The following is a 20,180-nucleotide window of genomic DNA, read 5'->3' on the forward strand; positions in this document are numbered from 1 at the left end:
TTTTATTGAGGGAATAAAGTTAAAACATAACTACACAGCTTGCACCCGGCCTGACACCACAATTTTTTTTATATCCAGCTTACCGCTTACTGCATTAAACCGCACCTTTCCATTCTTCTGGCTTACATTTCCGAAACCGCTTTCCGTGCTCAGGAAGCTGGTAAAGTCGCCCACCTTTGAATCTACGTACAATGTTCTTTCAACTGCATCATAACGTACGCCGGTTAAAGCCTGCAGCAATCCATAGCTGGACATTGCCCTTGCATACCAATGCCCGCATTCATATTCATTGAACGGGTTACGCACTTTACCATTATACCGGTCCCGGCATGTTCTTACAATATCCAGGCCTTTTTCCACCTCACCCATAAAGATCAGGTGCGATGCTACCTGGTATTCGATACCCGTCCACACCTCATTGCTGTACACAAAAGGCAGCGAAAGCTTTCCTCCTTTAGGCCAGGAGCACAACAGCAGGCCGCCCTCTTTTCCCAGCGCATACGTAGGTCTTTGCGGGTTAGCATGTGAGGAAAGATCCTGCCGCAGGTTATATTTATACACTGCAGCCAGGTGGCTTTTAATTTTACCGGCATCTATAATATCATCCAGCCCGCAAACCCGTGCTATCCAGGCTCCCAGCACACCATCAGATAAACAGCCGGCGCCGTACTGATATTTAGGGCCTTCTTTTTTTAACAGCTCCAGAGCTTCCGGTGAATAACCGGTGCTGAATGATTGCGCCTTTACCGGATCAGGTGCATTCAACCCTGTCCACTGGATCTTCTGAATAAAAAACTCACCGTTATAAAGCTCCGTTTCCAGCTGCTGTTTGCCTTTATTATACAGATCCTTATAGGCAGCTGCATCCTGGTGCAGATGTTCCGACATTTCAGTGAATGCGCGTAATGCACCCAGGTAAAAGCTGGTGCACATACCGGTAGCGCCCCAGAACTCTATATCATAGGTGTTATGATGCGGCTCTTCTATCACGCCTTTTTTGCGTGGGTCCCAGGTTTTGATACAATAGTCCAGGCTTTTTTTCACAGCAGGATACATGGTTTGCAGCCACTGGTCATCGCCCATGATCCTCCATTCGCGGTACACTTTCATAATGCCTCCCAGCTGCCCGTCTGCAGCGGAATGAAAGGTGTGCTTCACCTTTGTGATGGGCATGTTTGCGCGGAACACCTGGTGCCCTGCTTCATTCTGGTCTTCATTAAACTCTGTTTCCCGCAGGCTTCTTTCCAATACCGGGAACAAGTGCGGTACAGCCTGCGCATAGTTCCATACATGCGTGCAGGAGCCATGGCAGCTTCCCCAGCTGTCGCCGGAGCCTTCCCAGGCCCAGAACCGGCCTTCATAAGGCCGCATTACCGTAGTAGATTTTAAAATGGTAAGGTTAGCCGCTATTGCTTCTAAAACCTCCGGCGGCAATGTTGAATTATAAAATGCTTTCTGAAACAGTAACGACTTTTGCTGCAGTGTTTCGTAATTGGTTTTCCAGTAGTCCGCAATGTTTTGTATACTATTAAAGCGATTGCTGTACCAGGGGCGGTAAAACCTTGCTTCGGAATGATCTGCTTCATCCTCCTTTTCAAACTCGCCTATCCTTAACGTGGAATGCGGCACATACCAGGCCATCATTAAGCGGATGGTTTTCTGCTGACCGGGGGCCAGTGTAAAAGGCACATACAGCGATGCGCCGGGTGCATCTGCATTCACGGGCGGCGTGTTCCTCAGCTGCCCATCGCTTACGGTGTTCCATACCATAGAAAGCGGATCAAACCAGGCGCCCCTGAACCAGCAATGATCTACCACGGTTGCGCCCTCATTGGTGAAGATGGCAAAATGGCCTTCTTTTGAAGGCGCCTGCTGCGTACCTGCAGAAGATAGTATAAAACCATTGCTGATAGCGCCTATACTATTGGCAGCATCCTGCTGCTGCATAAAATTGCGGGAGTGGTAAGAGAAGATCAGCTCCTGTGTGCTGCTGCCGGTATTTTTGAAAGTATATTCCAGCCCGCCTACCGGCAAACCTGAATGGTTTTCGTCATTGGGTATAAAAGGATTCCAGGCCTGCAGGCTTACGGAAAGCGGCATGCTTTCATCTTTCATGCTTACTTTTCCAAAAGGAAATCTTGCTTCAAATTCAGCGGCTGCAAATCTTGGCAATCCCCAGGTAGCCCCGCCCCTGCCGCCTAAGCCGGAATCACGCTGCCCGAATTTTTTCCAGTCCGGCACCTTCCCTTCCAGCACCCGGGGCGCATGGCCTTTTATTTTTATTGCTGCAAACATGGCCGGCTCATGATAAATTTCCGGCACATGCCTTACCGACATATGAGAGATAGCGCCTGTACCTTCCACGCAAAACATGCCGGTACCTATACCACCTACCGGAAAAGCGATCATATTATTGAATTCTCCGGTGTAGGCGCTGTTGTACCTGCGCTGCGGTGAAGGGTTTTCCTTTATTGTTCTTTCCCGTTCTGTTCTATGGCTTTCAGCATGCAGGGTTAAGGGTGCAAGCCCGGCGCCAAGGCCGCCCAGCGCAATATTCTTCAGGAAGTCGCGGCGCCTGTTGGGTCTTTTCATAACGCAAAGTTTTAGTTCCTGAACTAAACTTATGCAATAATGATGTGAACTGCAATTGTGTAAACAGGTAAAGCCAACATCTTATCAGAATTTGTATTTTTTTTACAGGTTCCGGGAAAATTACTGTTTAATAGCGGCGTACGATGGCTACCTGCTTGGCGGGGCAGCCATCGTATTACCTGCAGCTATTTAATCGGGCAATGCAAAACCTGTTTGCACCCATTCAAAACCATCTTCTTTTTTCCTTACATGACCCAGACCCGGCCAGGGTAAATGATAAGAAAAAACCTGCTTTCTATTGGCCGCCAGCTCACCTAATACTTTTCTGCGTGTAGCAGCCGCTAATTCAAAGTTTGTATCCCCTTCAAATCCCCACTCAGGGTGCGCAAATACCAGCACAGGCGAGTGTACCAGGTCTGCCACATGCACCAGCTCCTGCCCTTCTGAAAAAATGGTGGTTACGGTATGGCCGGGTGTATGGCCTGGCGCCAGGTTCAGTCTTATGCAGTCAAACAGGGTATCGCCATCTTCAAACAAATGTAATCTGGGTTTGGTTTTAGTAAGGGTTTCCTGCGCAACGCGTATCACTAAAGCTTTCAGCTCCTGGTCATCCATTTTGCTTTTGGAGAAATCCGGCTGTGCCACCATCCAGAAATCGTATTCTTTTTGAGCTATATAAATATCCGCATTCTTAAACGGCATGTTGCCATCTTTATCCAGTAAGCCGCCCAGGTGGTCGGGGTGAGCGTGGCTTAACACCACATCTGTAATATCCTGCGGATGAATGCCGGCCAGTGGTAAGTTTTTAAGCAGCCATCCTGAATTTTCTCCCAGGGAGCTTCCACAGCCGGTATCAACCAGGATCTGTTTGCTGCCGGTATTAATGATCAGCACATTAATACCCAGGTCAACGGAATCAGGCAAAAAGTTTTCATTCAATAATTTCTCAACCGCTGCTGCGGGAAAACCAGGCGCAAAACCAGGCTGCACCTTTTTAAACAGGATATGTCCATCGGTTACCACTTTTAATTTAAGCTTTCCCAGCTCAAATTCATGAAAGCCCGTATAGGCGTTGGGTTTACGCCTTTTTATCATAGCCGCCAGCGGCGCCAGGGGCAATGCTGCGGACAACCCCAGCAACAACCCGTTCTTTATCAAAGCTCTTCTTTCCATATTTTTTTACCTGCAAATGTAGATGCGTAATACCTTTGTAGCAAGTATGCACTTTTTGGGAACCTACGCACCATTTGTATACTAATGCTGATAATGAGTGAAATAAAAGTCTATGACTAAGACAAATCTGAAAGATAAACAGGCCTCCTGCGCAGTGGACTATGGTTTCCAGCGTATAGGCGGTAAGTATAAATGCCGCCTGATCTGGTATATTCATGAACGCAAAGTTGTGCGTTACGGTGAGTTAAAGCGAATGGTTAAAGGCATTACTCCTAAAATGCTTACGCAAACCTTGCGTGAGCTGGAAGAAGACGGGCTGGTGATACGGAAAGCTTATCATGAAGTACCTCCCAAAGTGGAATACACCTTAACGCCCATTGCCGAAGAGCTGATCCCCTTTATCAATCATGTTAAACAATGGGCGGAAAGGCGTATGGAAGAATTACCGGACCCTATTGAGCAAATAGCCTGTTAGTTAACGGCTGCCGTTATATCCCAAAGCTTACCGCTTTGCGTGCCTGTTAAAATACCCTGGTAAATGCCCTCGGCCGATTGCTCCGGGGTTAAGGGGGCCTGGTCGCCGCCTAATTTGGTTTGTACCCAGCCCGGGTGAACCGGCATTACACGGATGCTGCTATCAGCCAGGCGGGTGGCCAGCATGGCTGCATACATATTAATAGCTGCTTTTGATAAGCGGTAACCGGGGCCATTGGGCGCTGCATTTTCCGGCAGGCCCATATTGCTGGAAATAAAAATTATCTGTCCGCCTTCGTTGATATGCTCCAGTAAAGGCTCTGTAAAAAACACAGCGCCGGTAATATTGGTGTTGAGTGTTTGTGTAAAGGATTGGTACTCCGGCTCCACGGCAAATACATCCGGCGCAGCGCCGGCATTGTTGATCAGCAGATCAATACCGCCTGTTAATGTAAGGATGCGCTCAACGGCCTGCTGGCTGCTTTGCCGGTCTGTGGCTTCCAAAGCAATGATCTGCAGATCCGGATGCGAAAGCTCTTTTAATACGCCAGATCTCGTAGTGCCGATAACGTTATAACCTTCGTTCAATAGTTTTTTAGTGAGCGCTAAACCTATTCCGCTGCTGATACCCGTAACTACCGCTGTTTTATTTAACCTGTTCATGATGCTGTTGTTTAACTTTTTTTAATTACCACCTAAACCTTTTGCTGCCCAAACACCGCTTTGCAGCAGCAGCCCGAACCAATCTTCCAGGTGCCAGGTATGCGTAAGCCTGCCATCCTTCAGGTGGTGGAACTCATGCAGGGCCAGGGCTACTTTTTTCCCGGTAGCCGGAATACCCATTAACTCGTTATTGTGCGTAAATACAAAGGAGGCACGCACACCGGCGCGCTCATAGGTGCCGTAAATTTCATGGATCACAATTTCCACATCCGGGAAGGTAGCTGAAAACCCGCGGATAATATCCTGTAATCCTTTAGGCCCCTCTGCCTGCCCCGGTCCCAGGGGAATGTCCTGCCAGTCAGGGGTGCATACTTCATCCAGCAGCTCCGGCTGCTTTTTCTTCCAGGCGCTGTAAAAAACTGTTATAGCGTTACGCTCTGCTGCCGTTAATGCTTTAACCATTTCTGGCTGTTCATGTTGTACTGTCATAATTCATTTGTTTATGCGTACAAAGGTCGTTGCATGATAAGGTATAGCTATGGTGAGGTTTTCAGTTTATAAAAAAATCCCCTGAAATCTTCCTTTACATTCAGAAAGACTTCAGGGGAATTATAATTCCTGGTGTATGACTGTATTTAGTTCTCTTTCATTTTTGCCTGGATCTCTTCCAGGGTTAAATTTTCTCCTACCACAATCCCTTTTTCATCCAGTAAGAACATAGCAGGGATAGCACGGATCTTCCAGGCATTGGCAGTTTTACCTTTATCCAGGAAGCTGGGCCAGGGCAGCTTTTCTTCTTTCTGCGCCTTCAGCCAGTCTGCCTCTTTTTTGTCGATAGATACACTCACGATCTGCACGCCTTTTGCCTGCAAGTCCGCATAGGAACTTTTCATAGCGGGGATAGCTCGGCGGCAGGGTCCACACCAGGAAGCCCAAAAATCAACCAGCACATATTTATGGCCTTTGGTCAGCGAGGCAATATCCGTAGGTATGCTGGTGCTTGCCTTTAGATCCAGCAGGGGAGCCGGTTGCCCGGCAAAGCCTTTCGGGTTCAGCTGCTCGTACAGCAGCTTACCATAATAACTATCTTTTGCTTCCTGTGAGAACTGTTCGTACACCGGCTTATCCTTTGGCGTAAAATAGTTGTACAGATCCAGCGCCAGGAAAGGCCCCCACCAGGTATCTTTATTATCGCGGATAATTTTTTCAAACGTAGCTGTAACCAGCTTAAAGAAAGCAGATTCCCTTGCATCCATTTGTTTATAGGCTTCTGTTTCCTTCAAAGACTTCAACAATACGGTGTCTTTGTTTTTATAAGCTGCGTTCACCTTTTCTGAAATTTCTTTACTGGCTTCCCTGTTGGCCATGTAAACGGAATCCAGCATTTCCCGGGGCGCTTTTTTCTGAAGGAATTGCGTATGCGCATCACTTCCCTTTACTAACATGTGCTCAAATTCATAGAATTTATTGTCGCCGTTCCCTGAAAGCCGGGCATCACCCGTGAGGGAGATCTCCCCGCTTTGCACCATCAATGAATAATAGCCCCGGGGCTCTGCTAAACGTATATAAAAAAGGCGGGGCTCAGGTACCTCTCCTTTTAATTCAAATTTACCCTGGCTCACGGTTGCTGTTGCCACCGGTGCTTCGTCCTGATGGGTGGCGCCGGGAACCAGCTCTACTTTGGCGCCATCCGGCAGTCCTTTTATAAGACCGGTAATGGTAAAGGGTTTTGACTGGGCATATCCGCTGTATGTAAATACTAACAGCAATAATATTAACGGGGTGCTTCTTAGGTTGAACTTCATATGCTTTAAGGTTTTACTTGTTTACGTTTTGTGTGATAGTTCCATTCCCCGGGTTCTTAATAGCGCCCTGGGGAAATGGCATGGTCCATAAATGAGAGGCCGGAGAAAGGCTTAGGCTTACACCATTTTCTGTCTTGGTGAGTGTGCGGGCATAATCCGGATCTTTATTCAGGCGGCGCATGTCTGCAAAAGGCGTAATACCCAGGATCAGCTCATTGCCCTTGGTGCGCTGGATCAGCTTTACGGCATCCTGCACCGTGGTGGCGCTAAGCGCTGTATAATACTGCGGCAGGATCCGTTTTACCCGAACGGCATTTAAGGTGTTCATAGCGCCTGAAATATCGTTCTGGCGGGCCTGGCATTCTGCTTTGATCAGGTATACTTCTGTGGTGGTAAACCCGCCGTAATTATAAAAGCCTGTGGTTATGCTTTTGAAATACGTATCTGCACCCACGGTCCTTAACTTCCAGCGGGAGGCAAATCTTGCATCGCCCTGCTCAAAACGTGTGGCGCGGTCGGTACGGATGTTGACCTCAGTGCTGGAGTACTGCCTGCCGCCATGGCGGAAGCTGTAGTTCTCCACAAAATCATATCCCATTGGAGAGGGTGCATTAACATATTGATCCGGCGCTTCGATCTGTGTTTTGTATTTGTTATAGAACTCCGTCCAGTCGTAGAGCTTATCATTTTGTTTCAGCGCTTCATTGGCTGCGCTCAGGGCCTGGGCGTATTGTCCCATTTGCAGGTGGATGCGGGCGGCAAGCGCATAGGCACTGCCAATGTTTGCATGCAGGATGGTGGCTCCCTGTGCACGCAGGTCAGGCAGGGCTTCTGTAATATCCTTCAGCATAAAGTCATACAGCTCCTTAATGCTCACCTGCGTGTAGGCGGCGCCGATATCCGCGCTTAAGATCAGCGGTACAGATAATTTGCCGGCGGCCGTGGCTTCCTCGTAGGTATCAGCATAATAATTGGCCAGTACAAAGTAGTTCAGCGCTCTCAGGATCTTAGCCTGTGCAATCAGCTGCTTCCTGTCCGCATCACTGCTTTCTGTGGCGGATCCTGCATTGGTAATGATCAGGTTACTGGTGGAGATGGCAGTGTAAGCATTATAATACGTACCCTCATCACTGTTATTGAATGCAATACGGTCTGCATTTTCATCCCAGTTGTAATTGGCATTATACAGCTTATAGTAGCTCAGGTTTGAGGCGGTTTCAAACTTGTCGTTCAGCAAAAGAATAGCCTGGGTAATATCCATGCGCTGGTTACCATATTCATCCCGCAGCAGGGCGTCAAAGTCGGCCAGGGTGGTTGGGATCTTCTTCCCTTTGGGCACAATGTCCAGGTATTTTTCACAGCTGCTCAGGCCCATTACCAGCAGCAGTGCAGCGATCTTAATTGTATTTAACAGTAAACTTTTCATCGGTAATATTTTTAACGGCCAGGTTTTTAAAAATTCAGATAAGCGCCCATCACATAATTAGGCGGATAGTAACCTCCCAATAAATACTTGGCGGTTTTATTTGCGGCGATCATAAACAGGTTTTCCGCATTAAACTGCAGCCTTACATGTTCCACACCGGCTTTCCGGCTGATCCTTTCCGGCAGGCTATAAGCCAGGGAAATGTTGCGCATGCGCATGTTAGATGCATTCAACACATTAATGTCTGCGTTCTTATAAATATCATAGCTCTGGCTGTTGTAATCCGGGTCTTCTGCAAATACTGCCCGGGGCACCTGGGTATGGTTCTCATCACCGGGATTACGCCACCTGTTCACAATGTCTTTGTTCACAACGCCTATTACTGAAACATAACCGAAAAGGGCGGAATTGTAAGCATTTCCCAGCATGGGCAGGAAAGTATTCCTTATTTTATGTCCTCCTTCAAAAGTCAGTAAGAAGGAGAGCACAAAATTTTTGTACGTCAGTGTGCTGTTAAATGAACCACTATATTCAGGTACAGTAGATCCGCTATAGACAATAGATTCCAGCGTGGCAGGGGAATTGGGCATTTTGCCGCCTTTTTCATCATATACCTGGGGCAGTCCTTTTTCACTGAGCCCTGCCCAGCGGTAGCTGTAAATGGCATTATACGGATTACCAATGCGCGGGTAAGCCTGCGGGTAATCCAGCTGCAGGAAATAAACCGGCGCCTCCACATTCACATAGGTAACCTTGTTCTTATTACGGGCATACTGCAGGGTGGCGTTCCAGGTAAGGTCCTTGTTGCGGATCACATCTGCAGAAAGGGATAATTCAATACCCTGGTTCAGCATGGCGCCATTATTAATGGAATAGGTGGAATAACCAAAACCTTCCGTGGGCACGCCCATGGTGTTAGCCAGCAGGTCGTTGCCCTGTTTGTGATAATAATCTATTGTTCCGCTCAGTCGGTTATCAAAAATGGCGTAATCCAATCCTACGTTAGTAGTGGTGGTTTTTTCCCAGGATAATAATGGGTTAGGGCGGGAAGCAATGGTGCCATATAAACCGCCTACCGTGTTACTGGAATAGTAGTTTGCCGTCATGTAAGGAGCTGCATCTTTGGCAATGTTACCGCTGATACCATAGGATGCACGGACCTTCAGCAGGTTCACCCAATTCACATTAAAAAATGATTCTTTATAGATGTTCCAGCCTGCACCTGCCGACCAAAGCGGTTTATTCTGGTACTTGGAATTGGTGCCCCAGAGGTTAGAACGGTCCCAGCGTATGCTGCCTGTTAGCAGGTATTTATTATCGTAGGCATATCCGGCATTGGAATAGATGGATATAAACCGGTTAATGATCTCGTGCTGTGTAGCCACATCATTTGCGCTGAAACTACCTCCGCCCAGTATGGCGCCCTGCACAGTGCTCAATGCCCTGGCATCAATGAGGGTATACGTTAAAACCTCCGGATCATAATTATACAGGTAGCGGGTATTATATTCCAGTTTGGTTTGCCGGGTTTCCGTACCAATGATGGCGGTGAGATTATGTTTATCCGAGAAGGTTTTATCTATATTCAGCTGCTGGCGGAAGTTATAGGCTACATTCCGCTGGTTTACTGTATAATTAATATTACCGTATGGCAAATTAAAAACTGTTGCGCTCCCTCCCGTGCTGCCAGCAAAACTGTTCACTTTACTGCGTACATAATAAGAATTTTTATCGTACAGCTGATCCAGCTGGTCATTTGTATATTCATACTGGAAGGTAGACTTATAAGACAGCCAGCTGGTGATATCCGCATTCAGCTTTACATAGGAGCGGTTGCTGAAAGCCCTGTCGTTTGCCAGGTTCATGGCCTGTTCATCCAGCGGAGTGATGTCCATATTGTAAAGATGATAGTTATTGATCAGCGACATGGTGTTCTTACTTAAGCGGGAATCAGCTGTGGAAGTAAAATGGCTGCCATCCGCATTTACCAGGCGGTCGTAAGGCTGAAAGGCATATCCCGGAGACAAGGGCCTGTTCGGCTGCATCCGGGCATCGCTATACTGGAGGTAATTGCTCAGCTCAAGGCTCAGCCATTTATTTACTTTGAAAGTATTATTGATGTTCAGGCCCAGCATCTGGTCCTTCGCAAACTTATCTTCATAATTATTGTGACGGTAGGTAACGGAAGCATAAAATGAATTTTTCTCCGTAGCGTTGCCCACGCTCAGATTATGTTGCTGGTAAAAGGGATTACGCTTAGCGTATTTTTTAACATCATCGTAATACTGGTATCCACCGCCCGCCAGCTGGTTCAGCTTTGTATTAAGGTCTGCTTCTGAAAGCGTGCCGGAATAATAACGCAGCAGCGCATTAATACCCTGGCTGGGATAAGCCATATTATCCAGCAGGGAGCTGGCATAAGCGGCTGCACCCGGCCCTTTTAAATTCGGGTTGGCGGCGGCCCATTCTTTTTCCAGGTCAACGATATCTGCGGAGCTGGTAAGATTTCCGGTATAAACGCCAGGGGTGGAAAATGTAAACGTACTGGATGCAGAGATCTGCGGCTTTCCTTTTTTGCCTTTACGCGTAACGATCACCACCACTCCGTTAGCAGCCCTGGCGCCATAGATGGATGCAGCGGCGGCATCTTTCAGCACGGTGATGCTTTCTATATCTTCCAGGTTTAAGCCGGGCACCGCTTCTGTAAGCGATCCGGTTTCTGTGTAGCGTGTATTCTCTACCGGAAAACCATCTACCACATATAATGGAGTAGTTACGCCATTCATGGAGGTGGTACCCCTGATCAATCCATTATTATAACCCGGGATGCGGCCTTCCAGCAGGGAACCTAAGCTGCTTAAACGCTGCTGCTGCAGCTTACCGGCCGATACGCTGGAAAAAGAACCGGTTACACGTTCTTTGGAGAGTGTTTGATAACCGGTAGAAACGGTGATCTCTTTCAGCTCGCCTGTTTGTACGTTCAGGGCAATACTGCCCAATTCCGGGGCTGCGTTTAGGGTGATGGTTTTATAACCAACAAAGGAAACCAGCAGCACCGCATTTTCCGGCACATCCGGCAAATAGAAATCCCCGTTCTCATTGGCAAAAGTTTGCTTTGGGCTGCCCTTTATTCTTACGGTGGCTCCGGGAAGCGGAGCGCCGTCCTCTCCTACTACCTTTCCCTTTACATCAATGTTGCTGGTTGCTGTTACACCATTTCCCGGATCTGTTAATGGTGCCGGTTCCTTTTGTTTTACCAGCACTGTTTTATTCCTGATGGTAAATTCAAGCGGCTGGCCTTTGAAGATCAGCTCCAGCACATCTTTGAGAGCTGCATCCTTCACCTGGATATTTACTTTGGATGCTTTTTTAAGAATAGAGCTGGTTACCATAAAGTCATAACCGCTCTGGTCACTGATCTGGTCAAAAACGTTAATAAGCTCTTCATTTTTGGCTGATAATGTAATTTTTTGCGCATAGGTACTGGCGCTTACCTGCATAAGCCCTGCAAGTAAAAGCAAAGTGATTAGCTTCATAATTCTACTTCGTTTGTATTGTTCCTGTAAAACGCACCGCATTGGGTTGCATGATCTGATCATTATTTGGTTGATATTTGTTCCTACGTTTGACATGCTAAACAACCAGCCTGAATGCAATCAGGCCGGTTGTTCTATTGGCGTAGATTAATGGTTGGTGGTGATCCTACGGCCAATTTTTCCTTCTTAGATTAGATCCCTGTCAATAACTTTTAAGGCATTACTGTTACTACCCTGCCTTCTACTTTAAACTTTACGGCATTTGAATAGCTAAGCATATCCAGTACTTCGCTGATATTCTTATTCCGGGAAATGTTACCGCTAAACCGTTCTTCTGATAGCTTTCCTTCGTATCTCACTTCAATATTATACCATCTGCCCAGCTGCAGCATGATCTCATTTATAGATCCGTTGTTGAAACGGAAATAACCGTTCTTCCAGGCCATGGCTGCCTTAATGTTTGCCGGCATGATCATGATCGGGCTGTTTTCTTTCACGACGGCCTGTTGTCCTGGTTTAAGGATCTCCCCTTTGCTGGCAAGCGCATCTGCTACCCGTACGGATCCATCCAGCAAAGTGGTAACCGTAGCAGCTGCATCCTTGTAGCTATTGATATTAAAGCGGGTACCCAGTACCTGCACCTCCTGCCGGTCTGTTTTAACGATAAACGGATGTGCTGCATCCGGGGCGATCTCAAAGTAAGCCTCCCCGCTCAATTCTATCCTGCGTTGTTTTAACGATGCAAAAGATGCCGGGAACCGGATGGAAGATGCTGCATTCAGCCATACTTCGCTCTGATCCGGTAAGCGCAAACGGTATGTTTCCCCATTGGCGGTAGTGAGCGTATTCATTACATTCATACCGGCCGTTTGCTGGTCTTTTATTTCATACACCAGCTGGCCGCTATCGGTTTTACTAATGCTTACGCCAGCCTGCTCTGCTAATTTGCCGTTGGCCGCATCCGACAATACGATCTTTGTTCCATTGGCCAGGGTGAGTGTGGCAGAACTTTTGCCCGGCGCTATATCGTTGGCATACCTGGCCATGTGCTTATGCCGGCCTGTTTGCAGGAACAGGTAGTAGGTGCTACCGAGCATCATTACTATTGCGGCAGCTGCTGCAATACGTTTCCAGCTGATCTTTCCGGGCAATTTATGCACTGCTTTCTCCTGCCGGATCTGTTGTGTTACTTTGCTATAAATGTTTGCCAGCCGCTGATCCACATCAGGTACCGGAACGGTAAGCTCCTGCTGTTGCTGCAGCTCCTGCAGGATCAGCTCCTTTAAAGCCATTTCATTACCCGGAACTTCAAAATACTCCAGGAGCATTTTTATTTCCTCCCCGGAACATTGATCCCGGAGATATTTTTCAAATAGTGCTGGTGTGATCTCTTTCATGACCGGTAGTTAATAGCTAATACACCGCTGCGTGAAATTCCAATTACTCCGGCTGCAGAAAAATTCATATTAATTATTTTATTATGCATATATTTATTATTGGCAAAAGATTGCAAATCTACTCCCAGGCAACAATTTAAGCAAGCCCCTGCTGCGCCCCATATGAAAATTGGAACGAATTGTTTTAAATTTGGTTATAACTTGCTGTTGTTGGTGAAAATTGTAGAGGACATATATCAGAAAAAATTACTTCTCCGGCTCAACCGTGGTGACGAATCAGCATTTAACGAACTTTATCAGGCCTATAGCAAGCCATTGTATTTGCGCATATTAAGGATGGTAAAAAGTGCCGACATTGCGGATGAGCTGTTACAGGAACTTTTCATTAAGCTCTGGAATGCACGCACGACTGTTGACAGTGAAAAGTCTTTTCAGTCTTACCTCTATACTATTGCACAAAACCTGGTGTATAACTACTTCCGGAAAGCAGCGCACGACCAGGCGCTGATAGAAGCCCTGATCATAAACGCCGCCAACTATTACCTGAACGGACAGGAATTACTTGAAAATAAAGAAACTGCCGCTATCTTAAGGCAGGCTATAGAGCAGCTGCCGCCGCAAAGAAAAAGAGTTTTCCAGCTTTGTAAGATCGAGGGTAAGAGCTATGAGGAAGCCGGCCGCATTATGGGTATTTCGCCGGCCACGGTGAACAGTCACATGACTAAATCTATTCAGGCTATAAAAGATTATATCCTCAGGAACCGGGATATGGCGATATTGATTATGACTACGTACGCGGTTTCGGGAATAATGAAATAAAGGCGGGTATCAGACCGCTTTCCGGGTTTTGGCAGTTAACTGAGAGGGACTAAAGCCAAATTCATTTTTAAATGACCTCGAAAAATGTGCGATGTCTTCAAATCCAAGATCCAGGTAGATATCAACCGGCATTTTATTTCCGGAGGCGAGGGCATCGTAAGCCGCATTCAGTCTGCGTTTTAGCAGCCAGCGGGTGGCATTCATACCAAAGATCCTGTGAAAGTCGCGCTGAAAAGTGGAGAGGCTGCGGCCGGTAAGTTCTGCAAATTTTGTCATTGGTACGTTGAACATATAATTCCGCTGCATAAAATCCTGCAGGTCTATTTTTCCCTGCTGCGGGAAATCAAATAACCAATGTTCCAGCTGCTCATCCTGTTCCTGTAACGCCAGTATAGCCTCTACCAGCTTATGCTGTATCATGGCCTCACTAAAGAACCCACCTGCTTCAACATAAGGGTAGATGGATTGTATAAGCCCTTTTAGCGCGGGTTTGGGATCAATAAATAAAATTGGTTTATGATCCGTATGTATACCCGTTCTTTTCAGACCATGCTTTAAAGCATACTGTTGCAGGAACTCTTTTTCCAAAACAAAATATACAATTTTAAAAGGCCCGCCCTCAGGCGTGGGACGTTTTTCACACTTTAACAGCAGGTTGCGGCGAAACAGAATGGTCTCACCGGGTTTCCCGATGGTGTCCTTTTCCGCATCTGTAAACCGCAGCTCGCCGGCTATTATATGACAAAGTACGTGCTCCCGCACAAATTCCTCCTGTGCATGTTCTTTGCTTGTTCCTGAGAAGTAAGCAACATTAGGAAAATAAAAAGCCTTAGGATCTACCTGCATACCTGCAATTAAGTATTGTACCGGGTCACAGGCAATACCTGCAACCTGGTACAATATATTGAATTTAGTTATTTAAAGCGCCTGCTCCAGGGGGCGGAGAATAATGTCATTGGCCGTAACATTACCGGGCTGGCTAATAGCGTAAATGATGGCGTCTGCCACTGCATTGGCATCCAGGCTGGGAAAGTTTTTGAAATCGCCATAGGTGCTCAGAATCCTGGCGCTGGTAATATCATTGCCAAATTCAGTGGCCACCAGCCCCGGGTAAATGGTGGTCACTTTGATCTTCCCTGCCAGCTCCTCCCGCAGGCTTTCCATAATACCTCTTACAGCGAACTTGGTACCTGCGTATACGCCTGTGCCCGGGAAAGTTTTGTGACCCTGCACCGAAGAAATAGCCAGGATATGGCCGCTGCCTCTTTCCAGCATGTGCGGCAGCACGGCATTAATGCCATAGAGTATGCCTTTGATATTGATGTCCACCATCCTCTCCCATTCCTCAACCTTTCCTTCATCAAAAAAAGATATAGGCATTACACCGGCGTTATTCAGGAGCACATCAATTTTGCCGAACCGCTCCAGTGCTTTGACAACCAGGTTATCCAGGTCTGCTTTTTTGCTTACGTCTGTTTTAACGCCCAGGGCATTTTCTCCCAGCTCCGTTGCGAGTGCCTGCAGCTGCTCAAACCTCCTGGCAGCCAATACCACTTTGGCTCCCAGACCGGCCAGCTTACGGGCTGTTGCAGCGCCAATGCCACTGCTGGCGCCCGTGATTACAATAACTTTGTCTTTGATCCTTTCCATTTTCTCTTAAGTTTAGGACAAAGTTATAGCAGGATATTGCCGGGCTGTTTGACTGAAATGGTCAATTAGACTTGTCCTGGATGGTCAATTTCCGAATGCTGAATGCTGAGTGCTTAACGACGAACGCTTAATGCGTTGTTGCGTATGGCCGCACACCGGCATAAGGCTCTGGCGGTGGCTTTAAGGACGGTAGAAAAACGCTGAATGCACTATGCATTTGGCAGCTAAGGCTTCCGGCTAAAAGACCTTAGCGTTAAGCATCAGCGTTCGGCGTTCATCATTAATTAGCCTCCGTGTATTTCTTAAAATTATCCAGTATAGCCTGCCAGCCCCCGCGTTGCATTTCTATGGGATTGGTGCTCTCTGCTTCAAATGTTTCTGCTATGTGTGTGCTGCTGCCCTGGGTAGCAAAAGTTATCTCTACGGTTCTGCCGTCGCCCATGGTGTAGCGGATGAGCTCATGATCTTTAACCTCATCATATACACCGCCGAAGTCGAAACCAAAGCTGCCATCCTTTGCCTCCATCCTTGAATTAAAGGTACCGCCTGTACGAAGATCATTTTCTGCACGGGGGGTGTGCCAATCGTCTGATGCAGCACTCCAACGGGTAATGTGTTCCGGTTTTGCCCAGTATTCCCAGATCTTTTCAATGGGTGCATTTACGGTGGCTTCTACTGTAATAAGTGTTTTTTGTTGCGTTTCCATTTTTATAGGTTTGTTTTGTTAATACGTTTGTTACAATGCAAACATCCGGCATTTAACGAATATGGATGATGGGTAATTACGACTTTGAAGAGGGGGAATTTTGCGGCGCTGTACAACTACTGACGATCACCTGCCTGGCCCTATAGCTGAGATTAACCAGGTTATTAAAATATGCTACTTAGAATATCCGTTATATAGACTTTTCTTGTCTGAATGCCCTCACCTATTCTTTATTAAACAATGTGACACAAATACCTTTGATCAGGAAAAACCTAAAATAATATACGCCATTTTTTATTTTTAGACATGTCCATACAGAATTCTTCCGGAAAAATAATCCTGCTCAATGGCGCTTCCAGTGCAGGAAAATCCACGCTTTGCGGGGCATTACAAGCTGAGCTAACAGTTCCCTTTTTACAATTTTCATTAGACTTCTTTATGTTTAACTCAAAGGTTTTGCCCAAACGCCGTGAACAGACCGGCCCGTTTTCATGGCCGGTCATCCGGCCAAAACTTTTCGGGGGATACTTCAACTGCCTGGCAGGGCTGGCAAATGCGGGCAATAACGTGCTTACAGATTATATTATTGAATCGCAGGAACAGCTGCAGCAGCTGATCCAAAAACTGGGACACCTGGACGTATTCCTGGTAGGAGTGCACTGCCCTTTACCGGAGCTGGAACGGCGGGAAAAACTGCGGGGCGACCGGGCAATAGGCGATGCAAAAAGGGACCTGGAAACGGTTCATACCTTCACGAAATATGATTTTGAAGTTGATAGCATGAACCCGCCGGATGAAAATGCTAAAGCCATTGCAGAGGCCTGGGAGCAACGGGCAGGGCGCGGAGCTTTGGGGAGTAACACATTGCCACAAAATAATATATAAATGAAAATTGGTAATAAATAAAAAACCTTCTTACATTTGCGTTCCCAAATGGGGACCTCGGGATGTAGCGCAGCCCGGTAGCGCGCGTCGTTCGGGACGACGAGGTCGCAGGTTCGAATCCTGTCATCCCGACAAAGGTTGTAAGTCATTGATTTACAACCTTTTTTCATATAATACAAATCAGTTATTTCGACCAAATTTTGCCATTCTTCTGAGTAATTGACTGGGTGCTAAACTGAGTAATTTTACTAATTAATCTCTTATAAATCAGCTCCTCCTACTTGTTGTTTTATATCGTGTTGAACTTTCCTATTCTTATATTTTTGCTATTAAACCTGCTATGTTTTGATATGATATATAGCTATTTAATCCTCACGGATTATTTATGACCGATCATTATTGTGAGACTTTTAGCGAAGAAGTATTCTTATAAAAATGCTATCCACAAAGAAAGCCTCAGAATTTAAGAGGCTGCTTCGATGGAAATGCCATAGTGCGTGAGTCATTAAATTCTTTCAAAAGTGTCTGCATTTGTTTTTACAGATTGCCACCAGGCCAGCGGTTTTTTGGCAGCTTTTTCTCCCGCTTCGGTTGCTGTCAACGTTTCTGACGCCACAAGCTGCCACATCGTTTCCATCTTACCTTGGTAAAACATACCTGTATAGGTCACCAAATGATCTCCGCCTGCGCAGGTAATGCCTATCAGGTTATCTTTATATACGCCGGTAACAGGCAATTGTTGTCCTTTGGTAGTTTCATCAATTGCCGATTGGAAATAGCCTTCAATCTTTCCATTTGCCTGGCCAGTAATGTTGAGGATGGAACCATATTGATTTCTCCATTTACCTATCCAATCCATTTTGTATCATTTAAGTGCAATAATCCCTATTTGAGCTAAGGGTCGGACTAAAATATTAGGGAACTGGTGGTATATCATCCAGCTGCTTTCTTTAGTCAAAGATATAATTTCAATAAGAATTTTAGAGCTTTTTGCTTCATGGGCCGATCCCCCCTGTCTGTACATAAAATTACACAATAAGTAATTGCCTACAGGCAAAAGATGGTAAAGTGTTTAACAACGTTTGGTCAATAATTGAAGATAAAAAAGGAAGCATTGGGTTCGGTAATGTTGATGGTCTTTGGCGCTATGACGGCAGTACATTATACTTTTCAGGAAAGGAACCGCAAAGCGAAATTATTTCATGGCTATTATAAGTATGCCATCATTACATGTGAGATGATTTGGCAGATGTCAGGTATGAAAGAAATTTTTACTTATAACACAACGCTAGTGATATAAAAATTTCTATCAACGTACAGCTTTTTAGGTTGACTTTCAAGTTTTAATGATTGCCAACTTTCTGTCGGCTTTATCCAAAAATATTCATCGGCAATTATTTTTACAGGCATACTAAAGTCTTTTACGCAATTTATAAATCTATATTGAAGTTCATTACCTGATACTTTATATTCAAATTCCGGTATGTTTGTTGTTCTCAAATATTGATCAAATATCGCTGAAAAATCAATTCCAGATTTTTCATTAATGTAATTTTCAATTTGCTTCGTTGTTACCGTTTGATGATAAAATTCTTTGTTCATACCAATTAGAATTTGTCTGAACTTCTCATCATCATTTATAATATATCTTATCATGTGCAACATATTTCTTCCTTTTGGGTACATATCGCTCCCGCCTTCTTTACCAATATTGTAAAGACCAATAGCCGGTTCATCATTTTTTATATTGTCTCTTGTTCCTATTACATATTCATTCCCGGCACTATCGCTAAAGTAATCTTTCATGTAAAGTATATCTGCATAACAAGCGAAACTTTCATGTATCCATTTATCGGCAGGATCTTTTGCGGTGATGCTGTTACCAAACCATTCATGTGCACTCTCATGAACAATCAGAAAATCCCATTTCATTCCAAACCCTGTCCCTGAATAATCTACTGCGTGATTGCCGTTGACATAACCATTTCCATAAGCAATTCCACTTTGATGCTCCATTCCGTAACCTGGTGCATCAACCATCTTAAAACCGTCTTCATAAAACGGATAAGCGCCAAACCAATGTTCAAAACTTTTCATCATTAAATGCACCTGTGGCAGCATATGACTTTGTGCTTTAACATAATTGTAATCTAATACCCAATAACTCAAGTTCAGAGGTCCTTTCAAACCTTCGTATACTTCCTTAATATTTACATATTTTCCAATATAGGGACAGATGGCATAATTATTAATTGGGCTCACAACATACCATTTATATTTTTTGGTATGACTATCGATTTGCTTTTCAAACTCTAATCTTCCATTGCCGACTGCTACCAATGTATCAGGGACAATCATTGTTAACGACGCACCTAACTCTGGCTCGTCACTTTGTAAGTCTTTACATGGATACCATGTACTTGCTCCAATGCCCTGACAAGCTACTGTCATCCAGGGTCTGCCCAGGCTATCAGTTGTCCAAACCCACCCACCATCCCAAGGTGGATTTGCTGCCTGATGTGGACTTCCTGAATAATAAATGGTAATGCTATCAATATCCGATTGATGGCCTGGAAGATTCAAATACCAAACATTCATTTCATTTTTAAAAGATACTTTTCTATTATTGCCCAGTTTAACGCTGTCAATTTTTAATGGCCTTTGCAAATCAATTTGCATGATGCCTTTATTGTCTTTGGTTAAAACTTTATACTTAATAGTATTAAATCCATTTATTGTTTTTGATAAAAAATCTGGCTTTATTGTTATTGCATAGTATAGTACGTCCCACCATTCTCTTTCGGGAGTTACTGAACCACGCAATGAGTCTTGATGGGTTAAGTGTGTTTTATCATTCCAAGGTTGGGCTTGTATTTTATTTATTACAAGGCAAAATAAAAAACAGGATATTAATCTTCTCATTGTATGACATTATCATTAACTGTTAATTTAGTCAAAAGAGCTTATACTTTATAATATAATTTGAGTAACTATTTACTATTCAAAGCAGCAATCTTATCTACAATCAGAGATGGAAATGGCGGAGAATTTCTG

General features: G+C 45.4%; 16 protein-coding genes and 1 tRNA gene. 4 read left to right on the forward strand and 13 right to left on the reverse strand.

Going from position 1 to position 20,180, the window contains the following annotated elements; translation table 11 throughout:
• Positions 1-30: 30 nt before the first annotated feature.
• Positions 31-2,592 carry a GH116 family glycosyl hydrolase gene (locus BMZ54_RS27670; protein ID WP_089919657.1) on the reverse strand — a complete coding sequence of 854 codons (2,562 nt, stop codon included), beginning with the start codon at positions 2,590-2,592 and terminating at the stop codon, positions 31-33.
• A gap of 189 nt (positions 2,593-2,781) precedes the next feature.
• Positions 2,782-3,765, reverse strand: a complete 984-nt coding sequence (locus BMZ54_RS27675) for an MBL fold metallo-hydrolase (protein WP_089919659.1) — start codon at positions 3,763-3,765, stop codon at positions 2,782-2,784.
• 112 nt (positions 3,766-3,877) lie between these two features.
• Here BMZ54_RS27675 and BMZ54_RS27680 point away from each other — a divergent pair, with 112 nt between their 5' ends.
• Entirely contained in the window at positions 3,878-4,240 is a 363-nt protein-coding gene (locus BMZ54_RS27680) for a winged helix-turn-helix transcriptional regulator (protein ID WP_089919661.1), read from the forward strand.
• Here the strand turns inward: BMZ54_RS27680 and BMZ54_RS27685 are convergent.
• The 6 genes from BMZ54_RS27685 to BMZ54_RS27710 form a co-directional block, all read right to left on the reverse strand.
• The gene (locus BMZ54_RS27685; RefSeq protein WP_089919663.1) at positions 4,237-4,902 is read right to left on the reverse strand and encodes an SDR family NAD(P)-dependent oxidoreductase; all 666 of its coding nucleotides are present in this window, start codon (positions 4,900-4,902) and stop codon (positions 4,237-4,239) included. The genes BMZ54_RS27680 and BMZ54_RS27685 overlap by 4 nt on opposite strands.
• Positions 4,903-4,923: 21 nt before the next feature.
• On the reverse strand, positions 4,924-5,391 hold the full coding sequence (locus BMZ54_RS27690; protein WP_089919666.1) for an ester cyclase: 468 nt from the start codon (positions 5,389-5,391) through the stop codon (positions 4,924-4,926).
• 146 nt (positions 5,392-5,537) lie between these two features.
• Positions 5,538-6,707: a TlpA disulfide reductase family protein gene (locus BMZ54_RS27695; RefSeq protein WP_089919668.1), complete on the reverse strand. Its 1,170-nt coding sequence runs from the start codon at positions 6,705-6,707 to the stop codon at positions 5,538-5,540.
• Between the two features lie 13 nt (positions 6,708-6,720).
• A complete protein-coding gene (locus BMZ54_RS27700) occupies positions 6,721-8,133 on the reverse strand; it encodes a RagB/SusD family nutrient uptake outer membrane protein (RefSeq protein ID WP_089919669.1) in 1,413 nt (470 codons plus the stop codon).
• Between the two features lie 26 nt (positions 8,134-8,159).
• Positions 8,160-11,669 (reverse strand): SusC/RagA family TonB-linked outer membrane protein, encoded by a 3,510-nt coding sequence (locus tag BMZ54_RS27705; protein WP_089919671.1) that lies wholly within the window; start codon positions 11,667-11,669, stop codon positions 8,160-8,162.
• Positions 11,670-11,881: 212 nt separating this feature from the next.
• Entirely contained in the window at positions 11,882-13,066 is a 1,185-nt protein-coding gene (locus tag BMZ54_RS27710; protein WP_089919673.1) for a FecR family protein, read from the reverse strand.
• 162 nt (positions 13,067-13,228) lie between these two features.
• Between BMZ54_RS27710 and BMZ54_RS27715 the strand changes: the two genes are divergently transcribed.
• Entirely contained in the window at positions 13,229-13,885 is a 657-nt protein-coding gene (locus tag BMZ54_RS27715) for an RNA polymerase sigma factor (protein ID WP_262487623.1), read from the forward strand.
• A 9-nt stretch (positions 13,886-13,894) separates the two neighbouring features.
• Here the strand turns inward: BMZ54_RS27715 and BMZ54_RS27720 are convergent, their stop codons facing one another.
• From BMZ54_RS27720 to BMZ54_RS27730, 3 genes are all read right to left on the reverse strand, one after another.
• The gene (locus BMZ54_RS27720) at positions 13,895-14,785 is read right to left on the reverse strand and encodes an AraC family transcriptional regulator (protein ID WP_089919675.1); all 891 of its coding nucleotides are present in this window, start codon (positions 14,783-14,785) and stop codon (positions 13,895-13,897) included.
• An 18-nt stretch (positions 14,786-14,803) separates the two neighbouring features.
• The gene (locus BMZ54_RS27725; RefSeq protein WP_089919678.1) at positions 14,804-15,535 is read right to left on the reverse strand and encodes an SDR family oxidoreductase; all 732 of its coding nucleotides are present in this window, start codon (positions 15,533-15,535) and stop codon (positions 14,804-14,806) included.
• A 280-nt stretch (positions 15,536-15,815) separates the two neighbouring features.
• Entirely contained in the window at positions 15,816-16,241 is a 426-nt protein-coding gene (locus BMZ54_RS27730; protein ID WP_089919680.1) for an SRPBCC family protein, read from the reverse strand.
• A 306-nt stretch (positions 16,242-16,547) separates the two neighbouring features.
• Here BMZ54_RS27730 and BMZ54_RS27735 point away from each other — a divergent pair, with 306 nt between their 5' ends.
• The gene (locus tag BMZ54_RS27735) at positions 16,548-17,126 is read left to right on the forward strand and encodes a chloramphenicol phosphotransferase CPT family protein (RefSeq protein ID WP_089919682.1); all 579 of its coding nucleotides are present in this window, start codon (positions 16,548-16,550) and stop codon (positions 17,124-17,126) included.
• A gap of 58 nt (positions 17,127-17,184) precedes the next feature.
• A tRNA-Pro gene (locus tag BMZ54_RS27740) sits at positions 17,185-17,258 on the forward strand.
• 373 nt (positions 17,259-17,631) lie between these two features.
• On the opposite strand, the gene BMZ54_RS27745 is transcribed toward BMZ54_RS27740, so the two are convergent.
• Positions 17,632-17,985 carry an avidin/streptavidin family protein gene (locus BMZ54_RS27745; protein WP_089919685.1) on the reverse strand — a complete coding sequence of 118 codons (354 nt, stop codon included), beginning with the start codon at positions 17,983-17,985 and terminating at the stop codon, positions 17,632-17,634.
• Between the two features lie 416 nt (positions 17,986-18,401).
• The gene (locus BMZ54_RS27755; protein ID WP_089919691.1) at positions 18,402-20,048 is read right to left on the reverse strand and encodes a M1 family metallopeptidase; all 1,647 of its coding nucleotides are present in this window, start codon (positions 20,046-20,048) and stop codon (positions 18,402-18,404) included.
• Between the last annotated feature and the right edge of the window lie 132 nt (positions 20,049-20,180).

Source organism: Chitinophaga rupis (assembly GCF_900109685.1).
Taxonomy (GTDB): domain Bacteria; phylum Bacteroidota; class Bacteroidia; order Chitinophagales; family Chitinophagaceae; genus Chitinophaga; species Chitinophaga rupis.

Coding starts and splice junctions, on each gene's coding strand:
- BMZ54_RS27670 (WP_089919657.1), bottom strand. CDS start 2,592: ATGAAAAGACCCAACAGGCGCCGCGACTTCCTGAAGAATATTGCGCTG.
- BMZ54_RS27690 (WP_089919666.1), bottom strand. CDS start 5,391: ATGACAGTACAACATGAACAGCCAGAAATGGTTAAAGCATTAACGGCA.
- BMZ54_RS27715 (WP_262487623.1), top strand. CDS start 13,229: ATGAAAATTGGAACGAATTGTTTTAAATTTGGTTATAACTTGCTGTTG.
- BMZ54_RS27730 (WP_089919680.1), bottom strand. CDS start 16,241: ATGGAAACGCAACAAAAAACACTTATTACAGTAGAAGCCACCGTAAAT.
- BMZ54_RS27680 (WP_089919661.1), top strand. CDS start 3,878: ATGACTAAGACAAATCTGAAAGATAAACAGGCCTCCTGCGCAGTGGAC.
- BMZ54_RS27745 (WP_089919685.1), bottom strand. CDS start 17,985: ATGGATTGGATAGGTAAATGGAGAAATCAATATGGTTCCATCCTCAAC.
- BMZ54_RS27685 (WP_089919663.1), bottom strand. CDS start 4,902: ATGAACAGGTTAAATAAAACAGCGGTAGTTACGGGTATCAGCAGCGGA.
- BMZ54_RS27700 (WP_089919669.1), bottom strand. CDS start 8,133: ATGAAAAGTTTACTGTTAAATACAATTAAGATCGCTGCACTGCTGCTG.
- BMZ54_RS27675 (WP_089919659.1), bottom strand. CDS start 3,765: ATGGAAAGAAGAGCTTTGATAAAGAACGGGTTGTTGCTGGGGTTGTCC.
- BMZ54_RS27705 (WP_089919671.1), bottom strand. CDS start 11,669: ATGAAGCTAATCACTTTGCTTTTACTTGCAGGGCTTATGCAGGTAAGC.
- BMZ54_RS27695 (WP_089919668.1), bottom strand. CDS start 6,707: ATGAAGTTCAACCTAAGAAGCACCCCGTTAATATTATTGCTGTTAGTA.
- BMZ54_RS27725 (WP_089919678.1), bottom strand. CDS start 15,535: ATGGAAAGGATCAAAGACAAAGTTATTGTAATCACGGGCGCCAGCAGT.
- BMZ54_RS27735 (WP_089919682.1), top strand. CDS start 16,548: ATGTCCATACAGAATTCTTCCGGAAAAATAATCCTGCTCAATGGCGCT.
- BMZ54_RS27710 (WP_089919673.1), bottom strand. CDS start 13,066: ATGAAAGAGATCACACCAGCACTATTTGAAAAATATCTCCGGGATCAA.
- BMZ54_RS27755 (WP_089919691.1), bottom strand. CDS start 20,048: ATGAGAAGATTAATATCCTGTTTTTTATTTTGCCTTGTAATAAATAAA.